Source organism: Bacillus sp. WC2507, assembly GCF_052656125.1.
The window spans coordinates 4,621,586-4,642,542 of sequence record NZ_JBQXPN010000001.1 but is presented as its reverse complement, the minus strand read 5'-3'; the positions used below and the strand labels follow the sequence as shown (position 1 = coordinate 4,642,542).

Here is a 20,957-nt window from a genome sequence, read left to right as displayed (position 1 = left end):
ATTACTTTGCTGATTGCTCCAGTAATAGTAGTAATTGATTGTTTATCATATTTTTCATGAGTGAAGACATAATGGACGGATCTACTTCGCATTTGCTTTCAATCCAATCTTTTATCGTTCCAACGAAGCCGTGACTATAAAAAGAGGCAATCGTATTTTTTGTCTCATCAGAAAGGCTGAATCCACAGCTCATAGATAGTTCATCAATAATTTTCATATATAAGTTTTTCGTATGCTCAAATAAATAGTGATTAAACGAGTTTTGCTCAATGACTTTAAAAGCATTTCGGTAAAATTTTTGATTTTCATAAAAGTAATCAAATAATAAATCAAAAATGTTTTCCCATGTTTCATAGTCGAGAAAGTCGATAATATTTTCTTTCGTTTCTTCTTTATAAATCCAGCTTAATAGTTCGAATTTATCTTTAAAATGATAATAAAAAGTTTGCCTACGCATTTGACAGTGTAACATAATATCGCTCACTGATATTTTATGAAACGACTCTGTTTCCATTAAATATTTCAATGAGTTCGCGATTATCTTTTTAGAAATTATAGAAGAGGTCATCTAAATCATCCCTAGAATGTTATTAATATAAAAATCCTATCTATAAATGAGAGCGGTGTCTTTAGACAGATTGTCCATTTTGTCCGTTTACTATAAAACGCTTTCATTTTAACATGAGTAGTAAGAAGAAGATTTCAAATATATCACAATATATTAAAGGAATTGAGGGATAATCACAATGAAAAAGATTATAAACAAACCAGAAACATTAGTAATGGAAATGTGTAACGGAATGGTTATGGCTCATCCAGAGCTTGAGCTTTTGAAAAAATATAAAGTCATTAAGAAGAAAGAAATGAACGAAAACAAAGTAACGTTAATTAGTGGCGGCGGTAGTGGTCATGAGCCAGCGCATGCAGGACTAGTCGGAAAAGGAATGTTAGATGCGGCAGTGTGCGGAGATGTGTTTGCTTCGCCATCACAAATTCAGGTATATCAAGCGATTAAAGAGACAGCTAGTAAAAAAGGTACGTTATTAATTATTAAAAATTACAGCGGCGATATTATGAATTTCAAAAACGGAGCTCATTTAGCGACGGAAGATGGAATTGAAGTCGACTACGTAAAAGTGGACGATGATATTGCGGTAGAAGATAGTCTGTATACAGTAGGACGCCGCGGCGTTGCGGGCGTTATTCTCGTTCATAAAATTGCCGGCGCAGCAGCGGAAGCAGGTATGGATTTAGGAACGGTGAAAGCAGTAGCGGAAAAAGCAGCGGCTAACGTGCGTACAATCGGTTTAGCGTTAACGTCTTGTACAGTTCCAGCGAGCGGATCACCTACTTTCACACTTGCGGAAGATGAAATGGAATACGGCGTAGGTATTCACGGTGAACCAGGAATTAAACGTGAAAAAACGATGTCAGCAGATGAATTAGCGAACCGTATGACAAATGATCTTGTAAAAGATTTAGGAGTAAAAGATGGCGAAGAAATTGCGCTTCTAGTTAACGGTTTTGGCGGAACACCACTGCAAGAACTTTACCTATTTAACAACGCAGTTACGAGAGAATTAGCTGCTAGAAACATTAAAATTAATAGAGTATTTGTCGGTAACTATATGACGAGTATCGATATGGCAGGTATGTCTTTAACAGTAATGAAATTAGACGATGAGCTAAAAACATTACTATCTAAAGAGTGTAATACACCTGCGTTTAAAGTAGATGGACCGGTTGAAAGTGTAGAGTACGTGAATGTACTTGAAGATGTAGAAGAGAAAGAAGTTTCCTTTGAAATAGAAACAGCGGAAGAGCACGCTGTTATTAAAGATAATGTCATCACATTAAACAACATGATTTATCTCGTTGATAAAATGAGTGATATTATTATTAAAAATGAAGTACCGTTCTGTGAGTTAGATACGCATGCTGGTGACGGCGACTTCGGAATGAGTGTTGCAAAAGGATTTAAGCAATTAAAACGTGAGTGGCAATCTATTGTAGGACAAGAGAATGTAACGATTGGATCATTCCTTGACGGTTGTTCCATGATTATTATGGAACATTGCGGCGGCGCATCTGGTCCAATTTGGGGCGGTGCATTCCGCGCAGCTAGTAAAGCAGCAGGCGAAAAACGTGAGCTAACAGTGAAAGAGTTCGCTGAAATGTTGCAAGTAGCACTGCAAGGCATACAATCGATCGGTGAAAGGTCATTCGGTAGAGGAGCAGTAGTTGGTGACAAAACACTTGTTGATGCACTTGCTCCATGTGTAGACTCTTGGTTAGCTAGCGCTTCAAATGAAGAAGACATGAAAACTGCCTTTGAAAAAGGTGCAGAAGCAGCGGTCAAAGGCGCAGAGTATACGAAAGAAATCGTAGCTCGCATGGGCCGCGCCGGTACAGTTGGCGAAAGAAGTTTAGGCTATCCAGATGCAGGTGCACATGCGCTTGGAGTTATCTTTACGGAGATTGCTGGTAGTTTGAAATAGGAATTGGAAAGTCCCCTCTGCCTTAAGGTGGAGGGGTTTTTCTGTAGTTGATTGATATATAATTTCGCTAGATGATTTCTCCGTAAAGATATGTATGTTTATAAATAATGAAATAAGGATTTTAAAAGAAGCAACGTGAGTTCTCATATAAATATGGATATGATCCAAAACTTGCACCAACAGTGACGATTGAAACAGGAAAGGGGTTACCACATACTATTATTACTAATGCGCAGAACTTGAGACGTGATGAACGTGTAGCCTTAGGAAATAGAAAATGGGGCTCTTCTTTACAAGAGGAATTAAAGAATATAGTTTCTGATTTTGAAAAAGCGGGATTTTCTAAAGAAACTATTAGAGGAACTTTAGAACAACAATATAGAATGCTTGATAAGTTAAAAGTAAAATATGAAAGGATTGAGTATTAATGAGTATACTTGAGAACTTAAATGCAGTTTTCACTTTAGAAACACAAGAACCTCCAGCAACTAAAGAAACGATTCAAGAATTACAAGGTTTTTCATCAATAGATGTTCCTTCAGATTATATAGAGATAATTCAACATTGTACAGATGCAGAGATTAATGTAAATAATGAAATATATATCCGTATTTGGAGTCCAGCGGGTTGTATAGAGATGAATGAAGCTCATAATATCCAAAAATATATACCTAACTCACTTGCAATTGGTGATGATGAAGGTGGGAAAGTGCTATTATATGCAAATGGAAAAGAAGGATTTGGATTATATATGGTGGATTTTGGAGATTTAGATATCGAAGAAGCAATTAAAATATCACCTTCTTTGAAACTGTTATTAATAGATGGCGTAGGTGTAGAAAAGTTATTGTTATAATTTTAGGGACATATGAAAACCACTGTATTTTGAAAAGATATGGGCCTTATGCAGCAATATTATGGTTGGCTAATAATGCGAAAGAGCATTCTAATGTGTTTAATAAATTGTATTTAAATTTATTTGTAGAAAGAAACAGTAAATACGTTTGGGTATGGATATTGTCTACAAGTTTTGTGTCTGCACTCATGCATGAGCCTAGTGTATTGAATTTCGCATTCTATTTATATATGCTTTACTTTTCTTAAGATACGGTCTTTTTTCGGCTATATTAGCTCATAGTTCATATAATTTGTTTTCAGGAATTATATATGGAGTAAATGTTTCAACGGAACAATCAAAGGTTAATACAACAAGCGTTATACAATATACGCATGGAGAGCCGTGGGGCTGACGTAATATTGAAGTATAAAGAGTTATTAGATCAAAGTGAAGAAAAAGTAATTATTAGGTATTATATAGATGAAACGCTCAAATGAGCGTTTTTTTATTTTTATAATCAGATGATTTATTTTCATATGTACCGCAGTAAAAACTTATTCCTGACTAAAAAAAGACACCCTATGGTGCCTCCACCGGAATGGTATTTGTATTAACTACAACCACGTCTACCAAGAGAATTAGGTTGAAGGACATCTCGATTCTAATGTTTTATTCATTAAATATCTCCGGCTTCTCCACTCTAAATGATTTCACCTCACCACATTCTAAACAAAATGTAGTTAAGAGTTTGCAACGTTTCCCTACTGAAAAGAGCCTACTAGAATCATCTTCACAAACATATGCATGATAAGCAGATCCAACTCTTCCTTCTTTAAATGTAGTAGAACCACAATTCTCACATCGTTTATTTTTCATGCTACTAACACCTCTTTTGCTGTGTTTTTAAGATAGAAGTAAAGCAACTTGGTTATACATGATGTTTTCGACATAAGACACCATAGCCCTTTATATATTCGCAAGTAAAGCAACATAATACCCTTATAAATCTCTATAACAATATGGTTTTTCATATATCATTTAATGTATATCGGAAAAATAAGTATTAAAATATTGATTTTTATTATTCTGATGATTATAATAAATGAAAATCACACAAACAATTCTTATGTTGAGAAGTGGAGGGACGGGCCCTATGAAACTTCGGCAACCTCGTTTTAGACGAAAGGTGCCAAATCCTGCAGGTGAAGAAACACCTGAAAGATAAGAGCGGTTCCCTTAGTCAAGAAGGCTACTCTTATTTCGATAAGAGTAGCCTTTTTTTATGGCTAAGGGATAAAGGGGGAATAGGTAGTGGAGTACGGTTTTTGGTTACCGATTTTTGGGGGATGGCTTCGAAATGTAGATGATGAATCTATGCCGCCTACGTTTGAGTATGCAAAACAAGCAGCGCAAGAGGCAGAACAATTAGGTTTTTCAACAACACTTATTGCAGAATTAAATTTAAATGATATAAAAGGTGTTTCAGCACCAAGTTTAGAAGCGTGGACAACTGCGGCAGCACTTGCAGCAGTGACGGATAGATTAGAGATTATGACAGCTGTAAGACCTGGCTTCCATAATCCAGCAGTTACAGCGAAAATGGCAGCAAATATCGATCAATTAAGTAATGGCCGTTTTACATTGAATGTAGTTTCGGCATGGTGGGAAGAAGAAGCCAGACAGTACGGCGGAGTATTTACTGCACATGATGAAAGATATGATCGCACAGAGGAATTTGTAACAGTTTTGAAGGAGCTTTGGAAAGAAGAAGAGTTTTCTTATAAAGGGAACTTTTATGAGCTTCATCATACGCATTTAAGTCCAAAACCTGTTCAGAAACAAGGAATTAAGCTTTATGCAGGTGGTGAGAGTGAGCGAGGAAAAGAGGTCATTGTAAATCACGCGGATGCATATGTAATGCACGGGGGAACAGTGGAAGAAGTATCTGTGAAAATAGAAGATATGAAGAATCGTAGAAAGAAAGTTACAGAGGAGCCATTGCAGTCATTCGGGCTTGCGGCTTACGTCATTTGTCGTGATACAGAAGAAGAGGCATTAGAAGAATGGAGACGCATAACGGATGTGAAAGACGATGCGTTAGGTTATGCGGGTTACCAAGACTTTATTAGTAAATCGCATTTGGAACAGCAAGTGAAGCTCAATGATTATTCCGTATCTAATCGCGGGTTACGTCCTAATTTAATCGGAACACCAGAACAAATTGCAGAAAGGATACTTGCTTTTGAAAAAGTGGGTGTTACGTTATTACTTTTACAATTTTCACCGCAGCTTGAAGAGATGAAACGATTTTCTGAAAAAGTGATGCCATTAGTTGAAGCAAAAAGAAAGGAATTGATTACAAATGAGTAAAATTTACATATTACATGAGAATAAGGAATGGACGGATCATTTAGTGAAAAGGTTGGAAGAACTGGAGTTACCGTATGAGGAATGGCTTTTAAATGAAGGAACACTTTCATTAGAACAAGAACCTCCCAAAGGTGTTTTTTATAGCCGCATGAGTGCTTCTTCACATACGAGAGGGCATCGATATGCACCTGAGTTGACTGAAGGTGTTCTTGCTTGGCTAGAGGGACACGGACGAACAGTATTTAACGGATCTCGTGCATTACGCCTTGAAGTAAGTAAATTGAATCAATATGCAGCATTAAGAAAATTTGGGATACAAGTGCCGAAAACAATTGGTGCTGTTGGCCGTGATCATATAGTAAAAGCAGCAAAGGAGTTAGGGGAAGTACCGTTCATTACAAAGCATAACCGTGCAGGTAAAGGCCTTGGTGTTCAACTCTTTCATTCCATTGATGCTTTAGAACAATATTTGGATGGTCCGGCATTTGAAGAACCCATTGATGGAATTACTTTAATCCAGCAATATATTGAAGCACCCGAATCATATATTACACGTTGTGAGTTTGTAGGGGGCCAGTTTGTATATGCGGTTAAAGTAGATACATCAGAAGGATTTGAACTTTGTCCAGCAGATGCATGTTCGATTCAAGATGCTTTTTGCCCAGTAGGAGAAGAGGGTAAGAAAGAGACGTCAACAAAATTTGAAATTATATCAGACTTCCAAGAGCCAATTATTGAACAATACAAAGAGTTTTTGAAAGAAAATGAGATTACCGTTGCTGGTATTGAATTTATTCGCAGTGCGGATGGAACAATTTATACGTATGATATTAATACAAATACAAACTATAATTCTGACGCAGAGTCTGTAGCGAATCAATTTGGTATGCTTGAACTTGCTACATTCCTTGGAAGAGAATTAGAAAAACAAGTAGAGTCAGTTAAATAATGTTGATTAAAAAATAAGGTTCTGGTGCAAATATAGGAAAAAAGAAGAGATAGCAGATTTTATAGGTGAAAGGTCATTCGGTAGAGGAGCAGTAGTTGGTGACAAAACACTTGTTGATGCACTTGCTCCATGTGTAGACTCTTGGTTAGCTAGCGCTTCAAACGAAGAAGACATGAAAACTGCCTTTGAAAAAGGAGCAGAAGCAGCGGTCAAAGGCGCAGAGTATACGAAAGAAATCGTAGCTCGCATGGGCCGCGCCGGTACAGTTGGTGAAAGAAGTTTAGGCTATCCAGATGCAGGTGCGCATGCACTTGGAGTTATCTTTACGGAGATTGCGGGTAGTTTGAAGTAGGAATTGGAAAGTCCCCTCTGCCTTAAGGTGGAGGGGATCTTTATTGATAACCATCATTCTTCCAGTGAAAACTTTTATTTGTTAGCCAATCTAGAAGCAGCCTCTTCAACTTCTTTATAGGCATTTTGTAATACTTCATTTGGATCTAGTACTGCTGTTCCTTGTGCACGAACGATTTGATAATCTTCAATACCAAGGAAATTAAACATTGCTTTTAAATATTTATGAGAGTATTCCACTTCTGTATACCAATCATCATTTGTATAGATTCCTCCACTTGCTTGTATAACAAGCATTCTTCTTCCATCTTTAAGTAGTCCCACTGATCCAGTTTCAGTATATTTAAATGTTTCACGTGCAATCATGATATTGTCCATGTAATCTTTTAACTTTGATGGAATATTAAAATTGTGCAAAGGTAATACGATAACATACGTATTTGCACTTTTAAATTGTTGTAAAATTTCGGACATACGCTCCGTTACTTTTTGTTCTTCACCGGTTAACTCTTGTTCAGTTCCTTGTTTTTCCCATGCGCTTAAAACAGTTTTATCTATCATTGGTACTACATCATCGTATAAATTAATCTGTTCAATCGTTTCATTATTAGGAATGAATTCTTTATAAGATACTAAAAAGTGGTTAAGAACCTTAATGCTGACTGATGATGTATCATCCACTTTCGGATGTGCGTTTATAATAAGTGTTTTGTTCATTTGTATTTCCCCTTTTTAAAAGTTTTTACGTTTTAATTGAAGACTAAGTTAATCGCCGATTAACTTAGTCTTTAATATAAACTTTGAAATTATTTTTGTCAAATGAAATACATACTATTCTAAAAGCCCGATTGGTGAGGGCTGATAATCAGTGGGGGATGAACACCATCCACTGATTAAAGTTCCACTTTATTTGACTAAAATTCTAAATGGTCCTAAGATACAATTTGATAACCCTTAAAATAAAAAGCAGGTGATTTGTATATGCAATATAGTGTTGGGGTTGAATATGCCTTGCATTGCTTAGTTTATTTAATTAATACTCCTTCCAAGGAAAGTGTTGGAATAAAAGATTTGGCAGAGTTCCAAGGACTTTCTGAAACATTTCTTTCAAAAGTTTTCGGTAAATTATCTAAAGCTGGCATTGTGAGTTCTGTCCCAGGTGTAAAGGGAGGATATAGGTTAGCTAAGTCTCCAGGAGATATTTCTTTTTGGGATGTAATAGAAGCTGTCGAAGGCCCGAAACCTATTTTTCAATGTAAAAATATTGTACAGAATGGTCTACTATATCGAGATGAGGCTTGTAATTCTTGTGAACCTAGCAATTCTTCTTGTACAATTAACTTAGTAATGCTTGAAGCAGAAGAACACATGCGTGAGTTTCTCCGTAAAAAGACTCTTGCATGGTTAGATAAAGAACTTGATATTGTTTTACCTGAAAAGATAAGGGTAGATACTCGTGAATACTTCAAACAAAAAAACTCTAACTAAATCGCCATGACGAATTAGTTAGAGTTTTTTTGTGATTGCAGCTTATCGATTTTCCAGTGTGCTCCTAGAGGATCTAAAGAGCTTTCAATATAAAACATATATTCATCTGCGGTACCTGGTACTTCAAAAGCTATTTTCAATTCTACCGTTTCATTTGGTTTAACTTGTATATCAGAAAGGTTTTGATCAAGCACTTTTCCTTCATAGGCCTTTCCGTCTTTTTCATCTTTTAAGTTATATTTTAATTCTGATAGTCCAATCGTTTGACCTCGTACATTTTTTACAGAGACATTAACAACGACGGAATCATTGCTAGCATTTAAATATGCACTTTGAACGGCGGTCAAGTAATAGCCTCCCTTAACACTCTCACCAACTAATAAAATACCTTGTTCCAAGCGGCTCATATCTTCTTTTTCTTCAAAATTTATTACTTCTTCATTTTCATTTTTTGCGGTTGGTTCTTCTATTGGACCACTTTCAATGGCACTATCTTTTTTATCTTGTGTGCAAGCAGCCATAACACTGACTAATACTAGAATGAAAGTAAGTAATATGGATAATTTCCTCATAAAATTTATCTGTCTCCTTAAGTTTCTCGATTTTGTACAACTATACATATAAGATTAACATAATGTCTCATTATTGGCTCAAAATAGGGGGCCTTTTAGACACCTTATTCTTTTTACTTTTACTATACATTCGATTGGTTCTCGCGATATTTGTTAATCTTTTAAAACATTGGCTTAGTAATACCAAGGGTTATTATAAATATATTAATCACATAATTTGTCCCTATCAAAATGAACGTTTTTTGCATCTAATATACTGTAAGTATATTTTATTTTGAAAGGATGTGATTATATGGCTCATAAATCTACTGGAGTGTTTCGAGTTCCGGTTTCTGAAAATGGGATTATTCCAACTGCTCTCAACATTATGTTAAACAATGATTCACGCTGTCATACTAGTAATGTAACGGTAACTGTTAAGAGAAGTCGAAACATTTCTTTCCCAACTCAAAATGAATTAGTTGAAATTTCTCGTACTTTTGTTTCTTTAGAACCAAACAGAACGACTAAGATTGTATTGTTTACTCCAGAATTCCAAATAGAAGATTTTCTTGATGTTATCATTAGTGGAAATAAAGATGATGTTAAGGATGTTCTTGTATATTCTTTCTTAGCAGATTCAGCAGGTCACAATTTGCCATCTACTGTTTTCAGAAATGCAGAATACACTTTTGCTTGCTGACACCGTGATGATGTATTCTTTACTGTTATATATCTGAAGGGAAATGTTAAATAGGAGTTGATTTAACTTTTATTTGGGTTCTCCAAAGAAGTCTGTTTTAGCCAAATAAACAAGGAACCGACTAATAGGTTCCTTGTTTATTTGAATTTAACATGAAATTTCGTGTCAACGATTCCGAAAGCAACCTGGTTATAAATGATGTTTTCGACATAAGACACCATAGCCCTTTATATATTCGCAAGTAAAACAACATAATATCACTATGAATTCTTATAACAATATGAGTTTTTGCATATTTCAAAACTTAATATATCCTTCAAAAAATTTTAATAGTATAATATGTTTTGTCATATTCTTTTAGATTTTTCGACAAAATATAAAATAGAGAACGTATTGGGAGAAGGAATTATGTACACAAAATTATTAAAATCAATTACATCATTATCACTTATTGGTGGCGCTTTATTGTATACAAATGGCAGTGATGTGAGAGCTGCTGAGGCGGGTGTTTTTTCTGATGTGCCTACATCGCATTGGTCGTATCCGGCAATTAAAGATTTAGCGAGTAAAAATATTATTTCTGGTTATGGAAATGGAATATTTGGTTTTGGAGATGTTGCGACGAGGGAGCAAGTAGCTGCTTTAGTGTATCGAGTTATGCTACCGAATAAACAAGGCGGAACGTTTAGTAATAATAATACTCTTTACATATTAAAAGACGGATCTAAGTTTAATAATCCTTATGGTGATATTAATCAGAACTCTACGATGTTTCCTGAGGAAATTTTAATGTTAACGAATGCAGGGGTATTTAAAGGGGATGAGAAAGGGAATTTTAGACCGAAAGCTCCTGTGAATCGCGCAGAAATGGCACAAATTCTTACAAACGCTTTCCATCTTTCTGCGAAACAAAAGCATACATTTAATGATGTTCCAAATGGTTTTTGGGGTGAAAACGCTATTAGCGCAGTGCAGTCAACCGGAATTGCTTCTGGTACAGGCGAAGGAAAATTTGAGCCATCTAAAACGGTAACACGTGAACAGTATGCACAGTTTTTATATAATACTTTGAAATATAAAAAGCCTGAAGTTGCGGTGCAAGATACAGGGGATGCGGCATTATTAGCAGCATTTAAAGATGAAGTGCAAAAGCGTATTAATGCGTACGAAACGAATATTACACTTCCATATAAAACGAAAAATAGTAATCAGGAAGAAGTAATGAAGACACTTTTCAACGCCTATAAAGAAGTCGCAAGTAAAAATGAGTATACAAATTATAATAGATCGAATGTTTCATATGGCATTTCTGGATCACCTGGAAATTATACGTTTACGTTAAAGATTACATATCGTGAAACGAAAGAACAAACGGAATATGTAATGAAGCAAGCAAAGGCAATTGTTTCTTCTATTACGCAAGTTGGAATGGATGATCATGAAAAAGTGAAGGCGATTCATGATTATGTCGTAAAACATATTTCTTACGATACGTCTTATAAAGCTTACACAGCATATGAAGCGCTCGTAAATCGTTCTGCGGTTTGCCAAGGTTACGCACTATTAACCTATCAATTATTAAAAGAAGCTGGAATTGAGAACCACTTTGTAGTAGGAACTGGAGACGGTCAGCCTCATGCTTGGAACTTGGTGAAAATCGAAAACAAATGGTATCACCTCGATACAACATTCGATGATCCAGTGCCAGATGAACAAGGCCGCGTAACGTATTCCTATTTCAACTTATCAGATGAGCAAATCGCAAGAAATCATGAGTGGAACAGAAATGATTATCCGCAAGCTACAACAAATTATTATAGTACATTAACAAATAAAATTGCGGCAGGTAGTACGAAAAACCCTGCATATCAGCAAATTTTAAAAGATACAAAATTAAATTATTTAGGAAATGAATACATCGCAAATAACTATAATGAATTCAAAAATAAAATGCAGCAACGTTATAACGAAAAGTCACCAAAAATCGAAATCCTTTATAAACAATCAATGGATGGCGCATTGCAAGATGTGAAAAAAGTAATTGGAGAAATCGGTTATCCGCAAGGGGCGAACCGTGTTTCTTATAAAGCTGAGCCGTATAATGCAAAAGAAGGATATTCTTTAGTGACGATTACGTTTATGTAGTGAGAATGGGAAAAAGCATCTGTTTTAGATGCTTTTTTATTATTTTAGTTCGACAAAATATGACAAAGGAACATAGCTGCATCTGTTATGATAACTTTGGTAATTTTACATTTTGGAGGATTAATAATGAACAAAAAGAAGATTTTAGCTGCGTTAATAGGAATCATAGTGTTACTTGTAATTATTAATGTAGTTATTGCGAAGGGAAAAACGACATCAACTAGTGAAAAAATGTACACTGAGAAAGAATACAATAAATTAGTAGATGAACATTATGAAGAAATGCAAAAGTTAAAAAGTGATATGAGTGTATTAGAAACTGAAAAAAAATCTCTTGATGCGCAAGTTAAGAAGTTAAAAGATGAATTAGCGAAAAAAGAGCAAGAAGTAGTACAACAGCCAGTTCAACAAGAACAACCTAAGCAACAACCAGCCCCAGCTCCACGGCCGGAAACGAAAGAAGAGCCGAAACCAGAACAGCCTACAGGCGCATTCGCAAATCCTGTGAAAAGTATAAATAAAACAGATGCAATGAACAAAGTGAAAGAAAAAGCGAAGCAAGACTTCCAAGATGACTATATGACGCAAAACTTTGTTGCGGATGAACAATCAAAAGCATTTGATTTCTTAAACGGAGTAGAGATCAAATCACAAGAAGAATTGAACGTGATGAAGAATGCATTAAAAGATTTTCCTAACGATTTTATGACCGCGAAGTTTGTTTACGAAGAACAAATGAAGGCGAAGAATAAGCAATGATAATATGAAAAACGCTATCTTTTAAAAAGATAGCGTTTTTTGTTATGGGTTATAAAATTATTCCTGTATTTGACATATACAGTCTAACTGTATAAAATGAAACTATACAGTTGAACTATATAGTTTGGCTATATATTTATCGTTACATTGGAGGTCTTTATGAATAGAGATAAAAATTTACCATTAACGGAAACAACGTATTACGTTCTTTTAGCTTTATTAGAGCCAGCTCATGGTTATTTAATTATGCAAAAGGTGGAGGAACTGAGTAATCATCAAGTGAAAATCGCAGCGGGTACATTGTATGGTGCGGTTGAAAATTTATTAAAACAAGGGTTAATAGAATCGGTGAAAAGTGAAGATAAACGAAGAAAAGTGTATGTCATTACGGAACGTGGGAAAGAAGTATTGCACTTAGACTTTATGAGAATGCAACACATTATTGAGGTTACAAAGAGTTTATTACACGTATAGTTAGGGGGAAACGATGATGTGGAGATTGAAATTCTTTTTAGACTTTGAGAAAGAGGAAAAATGGTTAGAAGAGATGGCTTGGAAAGGCTATCAACTAGAAAGCAATACATTTGGTTATACATTTAGATATACAGAGCCGGAAGATGCGACGATTAGAATAGACCATAGAGTATTTAGTAGAAAAAGTGAATTTATTAATTACTGCACATTATTTGAAGATAGTGGCTGGGAGCATATAGCTGGTAATCGGTGGTCAGGTACGTACTATTTTAAAAAGGTAAATGAAGAAAGTGAAGATGACATTTTTTCAGATCCAATGTCACGAGCAGGGAAGTATAAACGTCTATCTAAAACCTTTTTAGAATTAGCGATTTGTTATTTGCCGATATTATTTCTATTTATGTATAATAATACGATTAATGTAGAAGCATTTGTAAATCCGAAAGAACTATACTTGACGCCAGGATTATGGGATAAGCAAGGCGTATCATTTCTATGGTCATTCTTATTTGAAACGCCATTTGCATTAATGAGAGGACTGTTTTGGACGTTTATCCCTGTTGTGACATGTATGTATTTTGTTTGCTCGTATAAAGCAAATCGGTTGTATGAAGAGAGAAGATGATAGAAGAAATCCCCTTAAAGCTGACGCCTTGAGGGGATTTTTTGAGTTCGTAAATGGTATCTTTTTAAAATGGATAAAGGGAAAGAATGCGCATTGGAAACAAGTTATTATGATTTTTATTGTGCGAACAATATCAAATGGAATAATATGCTTAAAATATCCAAAATCAACCTAAATTAAGGTTTTTATATGTTAATATGGAAGAAGATGTGTGCAATATTCTTTATGAACATTTTATTTTAAGGATAAGGGGATTCAATTATGAATTTTAAACAACTAATCTTGGCGGGGACAGTTATCGCATCAACAACACTAGCGCCTCTAACAAATGTGCAAGCAGAAAACACAACAGGATTTAAAGATGTTCCTGAAAATCACTGGTCTTATAAAGCGATTATGGATTTGCAAGAGAAAAATATTGTATCGGGTTATGGAAATGGAATATTTGGTTTTGGTGATAGTATTACACGCGGACAAGTAGCTAGAATGTTATATGCCTACTTGAAGCCAACGGATGAACCTAACTTACCAAACCCTTACACAGATGTGAAAAATCATATGTTTGAAAAAGAGATTTTAACTCTTAGTAAAGCTGGTATTATAAGTGGATTTGGTGATGGAAGATTTGGTCCAGATAGTATTTTAACGCGTGAACAATTGGCTGCTGTATTAACAAATGCTTTTCATTTAAAAGCAACATCTACTACCACTTTTAAAGATGTAAATAAAAATTACTGGGCAACAAATGCTATCAGCGCATTACAAGAAAATAAAATTGCTGCTGGCACGGGTGATAATAAGTTTGAACCTTACAAAATTGTAACTCGTGAGCAGTATGCACAATTCTTATACAATGCAATTATTAAATTTGAAAAACCAGAAAAAGAGCCTGAGTCAAAGCCTACTGTTATCCCGCAAGAGTTAGCAGACGATGATATTTATTATTATGAAGGTTGGATGGAGAGCTCATCTGTACTGAAAAGATCTGTATCTAAGGAAGCACAAAATTTTGTTACTCAAATCAACACAAAATATAATGCGGAATTAAAGTATGCAGCGATAGGCGGTCCAGGTTCAGAGGTCGTTTTATTCTCTCCGGTATTAGAGGGGATTCCAGAATTCTATGGGAATTTCACTGTCAGGGGCGATGATGAAAATAACTATACTGTTAATTTTGTAATTGATAGAGGTCAAGGTAATACGGCGTTACTAGAGTTAGGGAAAAAGTGGATCACTATGATAAATCCAAACTTAGATTTGAGTACAGAGATTGATAATATAGTGGCTTCTAATACACGCACAGGTACATTTGATATTAATAAAAACAATCTTAAAATAGAGATAAGCTTAGAGAAGCAAAATTCTAGTAGCGATCTAATGCGTGTTGAAATCCGCAAGTAAAAAAGAGGAGTGAAATTTCACTCCTCTTTTACTTTCTCTACTTTTATCCTGCTATTTATTAACCGTAACGCCCAATTCGTGGAGGCTAATAATCAGTGGGGAAGGAAAAAACACTGATTATAGTTTCAATTTATTTTTGGTATATTTAGTTTTAATTGGTGTTTAATACCTTTTTTATTTTTGAGTGTGATATACTTAATGATAATAATATTCCTTAGGAGGATGATTATCATTCATATACTTTTAGGTATTATTGGAGCAATTGTTTTACTTGCTTTTGTTATCCACCCAGGCGTCCCAGACAAACGTGTCCCTCTAAAAAATAAACTCGCAGTAATTCTTCCATTGATTGTTATATCTGGTTTAATTTCATTGTATATATAATTTGAAAAAGTACGTACCTTAATTTAGTAAAAACCTCACTAGAACTACCACTATGGCTTCTTCTTCACCATAATTATGAACTAATTCCTTTTTTTCGGTTCCTACGTAATATATAAGATATACAATGTGAATTTTATTGGTATGTTATACCGGTTTAGCATGTGGTTTTACCTTTAATTAATAGCTTGTTCCCTTGTTAATCATTGTATGGATTACAAAAATATCTAATACAGAAGACCGGCATACATAAACTATTGTATTTCTCAATAAACAAAACAATTTAATGTGGTAAAATAATAGTTGGATGGGAGTCCAATACATATTATTAAAATTAAGATGGTTCAAGTCGGAAGAAGGCACCTTAGGGTGTCTTTTTCTTTTTTCCAAATGACAGTTTTGACCTAAAGAAGTTAAATCTTCAATGGATGATTCCCATGAATATATAGATAAAGTTCATCCATATATTTGTAGAAAGGAGGAATTAAAATGAAGAGAGATGATAATAAGATTGGTCACTTTATATCTGAAAAAGGGAAAGAAGATTTTCAAATTGCCTACGATGAATCAATGGCACTTCTTCCAGAACCTAACGATACGAAAGATATAGAAACTACATATGGCACAATTCGTACTTATTATTTTACTAAAGAGGAAAATAAACATAAGGAACCAATACTTTTACTCCCTGGACGTGGTGCATCTACTCCAATGTGGGTACCAAATTTAGAAGGGTTAAGGGAGAAAAGGCCTGTTTACACAATAGATTTACTCGGTGAACCTGGAATGAGTGTGCAAACGAAGGTGATCGAAAACCAAAAACAACAAGCAGAATGGTTAAATGAAGTAATTGAAGGATTAGGTTTAGAAAAAGTGCATATCGTGGGTGTCTCCATTGGAGGGTGGACAACAATGAACTTGGCTAGATATAATCCTGAGCATATTGCGACGGCTAGTTTATTGGACCCAGTCTTTGTATTTGCGCAAATATCCATAAAGATGATTCTAGCATCTATTCCAGCTTCCGTTCCTATTGTACCTAAGTTTATAAGAGAAAAGATGTTAAGCTATGTTTCTGGGGGAGCAGAGATAAATGACGATGAGCCTATCGCTAAGTTAATTGAGTCGGGTATGCGTAATTATAAATTGAAAACACCAGCACCTGATCTATTTAGTAAAGAAGACTTAAAAAATATCAATATTCCAGTGCTTGCATTAATGGCTGAAAAAAGTACGATGCATAATTCGGTAAAAGCAGTTGAAACTGGGGAAAAATATGTGAAAGATATCGATATAGTGAACTGGAAAAATGCATCTCACGCAATCAATGGTGAGTTCTCTAACGAGGTTAATGCTAGAATTCTTGATTTTGTAGAAAAACATGCTAATGATAACTAAGTTGAACGTGGAAGATATGCTGTAATAACAACTTTATCTTAGGGGAATGTAGCTCATTTTTAGTTTTGGGATATTTTACTTCTTCTATATTTATGAATATGTATAATTACATAAAAATTCAAGGGAAAAGAGAGTATACTTTCTTATTGTGTAATAAAGATAAAGCCCGCCTACGGAAATAGGTGGGCTTTTTTTACATATAAAGAAAAGACAACTGTAAGGTGCCTTCCTTCGAGTTGAAACATTTTACGTTTCATAATACGTATGAATTTCCATTCGAATATTATTTTACTAGGTTAAGTTTTGTGGTAATCATCCTTATCGCTTCATATTCACTTAATTCTTTTTTTCTTTTGTAAAAGAATTTGGTGCATTTTAAACATTGTAGAGGAACATAGGAAAATAGTGATTATCTTTCTATATAGTTGGCACTCTAATCGCTCCTGTTTTACATTACGATAATGGTCTATTTCGAATTCGCAGTTTTCTGTTATTTTTAAGGAGACTGTATTGGATATATATGCTAATATAGGGGGGCGATTATACAGAAAACTGAAAAAATGGAGGCAATTATGAAAACTTTTATATATATGGTGAGACACGGGGATTCACCAAAGTTTGGAAAAGAAAAAACAAGAGGATTAACTGAAAAAGGAAAATTAGATGTTCAACGAATAACAGATGCATTACAAGATGAGGGAATCGACGTTGTTATCTCAAGTCCATACGATCGTTCAATTCTAACCGTTCAGCAGTTAGCGAAGCAAATAGGACAAGAAGTTTTAGTATTTGAGGACTTAAAAGAAAGAATTTTTATTGCTGAAGAGGAACGAATGTCGGATAAAGAATTATTCCCTTTAATAAAAAAGTCATTCTTAGACCCCGACTTTGCTTTAATGGGAGGAGAGGCTAATGTCGACTGTCAGAAACGTGCTATAAAAGTCTTAAAAGAATTATTAAACACCTATCGAGGACAGAAAATAGTATTAGGCACTCATGGAGCTATAATGACTTTGATGATGGGGTATTATGACAGTAAGTATGATTTGAATTTTTTACTACAGACATCAAAACCAGATATATATAGGATGGAATTCAATGGACAGGAATTGGTGGGAGTTAAAAGATTGTGGGAAATTTCATAGATTGACTTTATTCATCCATAGCTTCTCCCAATGACGTGTATTATAAACAATAGGGTTACTGCGGTAACTCTTTTTCTTATGGCACTGACGGGGGATTGATTTCAACAATCTAAAAAATTCGGTTCCTTAGCGTACAAAATTCAAGTTTTGTTCTTGCTATCTCGAGGTGAAATGGGAGGGAATGTTTTTTGGGCAGGATACCTTTAAAAATTTTTAAAAAATTAATCGTATTTTTTTTCTTATGCGGTATTGTTGTTTATTCTATATTTCAGATTATTTTTGTCTGGAGTGTTTCGACAGGATTAGGGAGGGATGATATAGTCGGATTTTCTGATAATAAGTATGTAATTGGCCGTCCACCTGTTAGCTATAATTTATATAAAAAAGATAGTGGAGAAACTATATTAGATAATGTTATTGGTTATAAAAAGGGGAAAACTAAAAGCTATGTTCGAAATGAAGTTGAATTTGTAGTGATAGATGAGATAAAGGGTAGCTATGAACTGTATAAAATAGAAAATGCTTCAGAAAAGGATATAGAACGGATGAAAGAAATGAAGAAATTAGAATAATAGAGACTATCTGAAAGGTAAAGAAGCACACTTGTTATTGTTAGATCTAAAAAATGGTTTAGACTGATAACTGAGTTTTGTTTCATGAAAAGAGTCATTATTAATATAAAGTATTAGGGGTTCAGTCCTATTGTCATCAAGCTAAAATTTTATCGAACCTCCAGAACGAAATTTTGTGCTAACTTGTAACAAAAAAGCTCATTTTCTCGTTTTGGGGTAATTCTGAATTCTTAAGTTAATAGGCATGGCCTCTGCACATTGCGGGGGGATTTTTTTATGAAGAAAAGACACTCACATGAGTGTCTTTTCGATAGTTTTTTAGCAGAAGCATGCCGCTCCAACGATGATTAATAGAATAAACAATACAACTAATAAAGCAAATCCTCCAGCGAAGCCACAGCCGCCACAACTACCACCAAATCCCATAACAGTTCCTCCTTTAAATAGGAGAGGGAAAACAAAGGTTCACTCATGTGTTTTAACGGATTCCATTTACTTTATGCTTTTACGAATAAATGGAGCAGGTCCTTTTCAAAATAGATTTATTCTTAGAAGGAATTCAAAGGAAAAACAGGAGAATCTATATGATTCTTTAAGGGCGAATAAATGAAAAACAAAATATCCAAACATGCAGATAGAAATCCGCTTTTATACCTTTCACTAAAAATAATAATAGCATTATATATTATAAGGAATACTTGTCCTTAATTGTAAAGGAAAGGGGGAATTGATATGAGTTATGGCTATGGTTATCCTCCTGGAAAACGTTGTAAACATCATAATGAAATTTTATCAACGGGTGTATTACGTAGACATTCCGCTACATTACTTCTTACTGTTGAGGCTATGAATGTTGATCCAGATGATACTCATAGAGTAACAGTTGAAATGTTTGATTGGTCATCGGGTTCTCCGGTATTGTTACCATTAGTAGACCCTTCAACACAAACATTGGCACCTAATCGATATGTTACTTTTCGTTCAGCAGCTCTTCCTCCAGGACTTTTTGCTTATGAAGTAAGAATCATTCGTCCAAAAGACAGAGATGTTGTTACGAATGTTTTTGGTCTTAGTGCAATCGTATTTAACCCACAAGAAGGAAATAATGTTTTACAACATGATTTAGCAAAATTAGACCTTAAATAGATTTTGTAAAAGTCCATTTATTGGACGTGATTAAACAAAAGAGTAGGATTATATCCTGCTCTTTTGTTTTAACATCAACTATATTAGAGTTTTAAAAAAATCTTTCATCATTTTAGCATCTTTAATGTTCACCGTCACACCTTTTACTTTATCTTTCTTCTCATCTTTAGCAATTGTAATTTGCTCCTTATTATCAACCCAAACAAGAAATTCTTCTTTTGAGTCATCTTTATATGTAACGGTAATAGTAGAATGTGCAGATTCTCTCTTTTTTTGATCTAAAGTGATTGTTTTAGGTGTTCCATTTTGAACTGCTGAAACGATAGATTTTATCATTTCTTCGTTATCTGTTTGAGATTTGGAAGTAGTATGATTTGTTGTTTGGAGTATTTCAATGTCTGTAATATTAGCGGAATTTAATTGAAATGTATTTTGTGTATGTTCTTGCTTAACTTGTGAAGCTTTATCTGTAGCCGAGGTGCTTGTACAGCCTATTAAAGTGAACGATAGAGCGGTTAGAGTGCATATAGATATGATTTTTTTCATAGTATCCCTCCTTACGTTTAATTATAACAATTTTCTGCTATTTTAGGTAGTTATTGTAAGGGGAAGATGTTTTAAAGTGGTAAATCACGCTATTCATTCTCTATCAAAATCAAAATTTACATAACTTTTTTCATATTTTATGTTTAATATTTCGAAAATGGGTGTACTACATATAATATAACAAATAATTCATTTTAAAGGAGGAAGTTAAAGATGGAAACGAAGTATAGTAAACCTTTTGTATATGAATTTATTACGGAGAAAGAGGTCATGAACGCAGCGAATGATCTAGTGAAGAAAGGAATAGACCAAAAAGATATTTACGTATTAACACATGAGAAAGAAAGGACAGATAGAATCGCAGACAATGCAGACGTGAATACAATTGGTATAAAAGAGGAAGGACTTGGAACAAGCATTATGAATGTCTTTCAAAAAACGGGAGATCAGTTAAGAAATAAGATGCAGGAGTTAGGGCTTAATGAGGAAGAAGCGAACTTCTACGAAGAAAAGCTGGATGAAGGGAAAATCTTGTTATTCGTTAAGGATTTAGAAAGAGTCGGTGAATGGTTACAAGAAAGAAGATGCACGTATTCTATTTAAATTTGTATCCTTTA

General features: G+C 34.5%; 22 protein-coding genes, 3 pseudogenes and 1 riboswitch. Of the genes and pseudogenes, 18 read left to right on the top strand and 7 right to left on the bottom strand.

The genetic code is table 11. The features are described from left to right. Nucleotide 1: 1 nt before the first annotated feature. A complete protein-coding gene (gene dhaS, locus ACUN28_RS24505) occupies nt 2-568 on the bottom strand; it encodes a dihydroxyacetone kinase transcriptional activator DhaS (protein ID WP_002166228.1) in 567 nt (188 codons plus the stop codon). Nucleotides 569-746: 178 nt separating this feature from the next. On the opposite strand from dhaS, the gene dhaK reads away from it, so the two are divergent. The 3 genes and pseudogenes from dhaK (at nt 747) to ACUN28_RS24490 (ending at nt 3,354) form a co-directional block, all read left to right on the top strand. Then, nucleotides 747-2,498, top strand: a complete 1,752-nt coding sequence (dhaK, locus tag ACUN28_RS24500) for a dihydroxyacetone kinase subunit DhaK (RefSeq protein WP_016136580.1) — start codon at nt 747-749, stop codon at nt 2,496-2,498. A 161-nt stretch (nt 2,499-2,659) separates the two neighbouring features. After that, nucleotides 2,660-2,926: pseudogene (locus ACUN28_RS24495) on the top strand (pre-toxin TG domain-containing protein); the annotation flags it as partial. Next, nucleotides 2,926-3,354: an SMI1/KNR4 family protein gene (locus ACUN28_RS24490; RefSeq protein ID WP_016136582.1), complete on the top strand. Its 429-nt coding sequence runs from the start codon at nt 2,926-2,928 to the stop codon at nt 3,352-3,354. The pseudogene ACUN28_RS24495 and the gene ACUN28_RS24490, both read left to right, overlap by 1 nt. A 651-nt stretch (nt 3,355-4,005) precedes the next feature. On the opposite strand, the gene ACUN28_RS24485 is transcribed toward ACUN28_RS24490, so the two are convergent. Then, nucleotides 4,006-4,212, bottom strand: a complete 207-nt coding sequence (locus tag ACUN28_RS24485; RefSeq protein WP_016136583.1) for a hypothetical protein — start codon at nt 4,210-4,212, stop codon at nt 4,006-4,008. A gap of 245 nt (nt 4,213-4,457) precedes the next feature. Further along, a riboswitch (SAM riboswitch) is annotated at nt 4,458-4,564 on the top strand. Between the two features lie 83 nt (nt 4,565-4,647). Here ACUN28_RS24485 and ACUN28_RS24480 point away from each other — a divergent pair. The 3 genes and pseudogenes from ACUN28_RS24480 to ACUN28_RS24470 form a co-directional block, all read left to right on the top strand. Further along, complete coding sequence (locus ACUN28_RS24480; RefSeq protein WP_016136584.1) at nt 4,648-5,706, top strand: LLM class flavin-dependent oxidoreductase; 1,059 nt, start codon at nt 4,648-4,650, stop codon at nt 5,704-5,706. Then, the gene (locus ACUN28_RS24475; protein WP_016136585.1) at nt 5,699-6,655 is read left to right on the top strand and encodes an ATP-grasp domain-containing protein; all 957 of its coding nucleotides are present in this window, start codon (nt 5,699-5,701) and stop codon (nt 6,653-6,655) included. Before ACUN28_RS24480 ends, ACUN28_RS24475 begins: the two co-directional genes overlap by 8 nt. Before the next feature lie 61 nt (nt 6,656-6,716). Then, nucleotides 6,717-7,007 (top strand): annotated as a pseudogene (locus tag ACUN28_RS24470) (DAK2 domain-containing protein); the annotation flags it as partial. 74 nt (nt 7,008-7,081) lie between these two features. Here the strand turns inward: ACUN28_RS24470 and ACUN28_RS24465 are convergent. Further along, nucleotides 7,082-7,723, bottom strand: a complete 642-nt coding sequence (locus ACUN28_RS24465) for an FMN-dependent NADH-azoreductase (RefSeq protein ID WP_016089059.1) — start codon at nt 7,721-7,723, stop codon at nt 7,082-7,084. A gap of 264 nt (nt 7,724-7,987) precedes the next feature. Here ACUN28_RS24465 and ACUN28_RS24460 point away from each other — a divergent pair, with 264 nt between their 5' ends. Then, entirely contained in the window at nt 7,988-8,494 is a 507-nt protein-coding gene (locus ACUN28_RS24460; RefSeq protein WP_002140648.1) for an RrF2 family transcriptional regulator, read from the top strand. Nucleotides 8,495-8,508: 14 nt separating this feature from the next. On the opposite strand, the gene ACUN28_RS24455 is transcribed toward ACUN28_RS24460, so the two are convergent. Continuing rightward, nucleotides 8,509-9,066, bottom strand: coding sequence for a DUF4352 domain-containing protein (locus ACUN28_RS24455; RefSeq protein WP_016136587.1), 558 nt, complete (start codon nt 9,064-9,066; stop codon nt 8,509-8,511). Nucleotides 9,067-9,358: 292 nt separating this feature from the next. Between ACUN28_RS24455 and ACUN28_RS24450 the strand changes: the two genes are divergently transcribed. The 7 genes from ACUN28_RS24450 (at nt 9,359) to ACUN28_RS24420 (ending at nt 16,931) form a co-directional block, all read left to right on the top strand. After that, nucleotides 9,359-9,748: a hypothetical protein gene (locus tag ACUN28_RS24450; protein WP_000940657.1), complete on the top strand. Its 390-nt coding sequence runs from the start codon at nt 9,359-9,361 to the stop codon at nt 9,746-9,748. 408 nt (nt 9,749-10,156) lie between these two features. After that, nucleotides 10,157-11,893, top strand: coding sequence for an S-layer homology domain-containing protein (locus ACUN28_RS24445; protein WP_016089056.1), 1,737 nt, complete (start codon nt 10,157-10,159; stop codon nt 11,891-11,893). A gap of 126 nt (nt 11,894-12,019) precedes the next feature. Continuing rightward, entirely contained in the window at nt 12,020-12,652 is a 633-nt protein-coding gene (locus tag ACUN28_RS24440) for a hypothetical protein (protein WP_016089055.1), read from the top strand. A gap of 159 nt (nt 12,653-12,811) precedes the next feature. Beyond that, entirely contained in the window at nt 12,812-13,126 is a 315-nt protein-coding gene (locus ACUN28_RS24435) for a PadR family transcriptional regulator (protein WP_001078066.1), read from the top strand. Between the two features lie 13 nt (nt 13,127-13,139). After that, complete coding sequence (locus ACUN28_RS24430) at nt 13,140-13,751, top strand: DUF2812 domain-containing protein (protein ID WP_016089054.1); 612 nt, start codon at nt 13,140-13,142, stop codon at nt 13,749-13,751. A gap of 261 nt (nt 13,752-14,012) precedes the next feature. Further along, on the top strand, nt 14,013-15,152 hold the full coding sequence (locus tag ACUN28_RS24425) for an S-layer homology domain-containing protein (RefSeq protein ID WP_016089053.1): 1,140 nt from the start codon (nt 14,013-14,015) through the stop codon (nt 15,150-15,152). A gap of 870 nt (nt 15,153-16,022) precedes the next feature. After that, entirely contained in the window at nt 16,023-16,931 is a 909-nt protein-coding gene (locus ACUN28_RS24420; protein ID WP_016136588.1) for an alpha/beta fold hydrolase, read from the top strand. A 289-nt stretch (nt 16,932-17,220) separates the two neighbouring features. Here ACUN28_RS24420 and ACUN28_RS24415 read toward each other — a convergent pair. Beyond that, nucleotides 17,221-17,407 (bottom strand): annotated as a pseudogene (locus tag ACUN28_RS24415) (IS4 family transposase); the annotation flags it as partial. A gap of 96 nt (nt 17,408-17,503) precedes the next feature. Here ACUN28_RS24415 and ACUN28_RS24410 point away from each other — a divergent pair. Then, complete coding sequence (locus ACUN28_RS24410) at nt 17,504-18,076, top strand: histidine phosphatase family protein (protein ID WP_016089051.1); 573 nt, start codon at nt 17,504-17,506, stop codon at nt 18,074-18,076. A 188-nt stretch (nt 18,077-18,264) separates the two neighbouring features. Beyond that, entirely contained in the window at nt 18,265-18,648 is a 384-nt protein-coding gene (locus ACUN28_RS24405) for a hypothetical protein (RefSeq protein ID WP_016089050.1), read from the top strand. Between the two features lie 318 nt (nt 18,649-18,966). Here ACUN28_RS24405 and ACUN28_RS24400 read toward each other — a convergent pair whose 3' ends face one another. Next, nucleotides 18,967-19,074 (bottom strand): YjcZ family sporulation protein, encoded by a 108-nt coding sequence (locus ACUN28_RS24400; protein WP_000505670.1) that lies wholly within the window; start codon nt 19,072-19,074, stop codon nt 18,967-18,969. A gap of 306 nt (nt 19,075-19,380) precedes the next feature. Between ACUN28_RS24400 and ACUN28_RS24395 the strand changes: the two genes are divergently transcribed. Beyond that, nucleotides 19,381-19,794: a hypothetical protein gene (locus tag ACUN28_RS24395; RefSeq protein ID WP_016089049.1), complete on the top strand. Its 414-nt coding sequence runs from the start codon at nt 19,381-19,383 to the stop codon at nt 19,792-19,794. 78 nt (nt 19,795-19,872) lie between these two features. Here ACUN28_RS24395 and ACUN28_RS24390 read toward each other — a convergent pair whose 3' ends face one another. After that, nucleotides 19,873-20,340, bottom strand: a complete 468-nt coding sequence (locus ACUN28_RS24390; protein ID WP_016089048.1) for a hypothetical protein — start codon at nt 20,338-20,340, stop codon at nt 19,873-19,875. Between the two features lie 213 nt (nt 20,341-20,553). Here ACUN28_RS24390 and ACUN28_RS24385 point away from each other — a divergent pair, with 213 nt between their 5' ends. Beyond that, nucleotides 20,554-20,943, top strand: coding sequence for a general stress protein (locus ACUN28_RS24385; protein WP_016089047.1), 390 nt, complete (start codon nt 20,554-20,556; stop codon nt 20,941-20,943). The last annotated feature ends 14 nt before the right edge of the window (nt 20,944-20,957 follow it).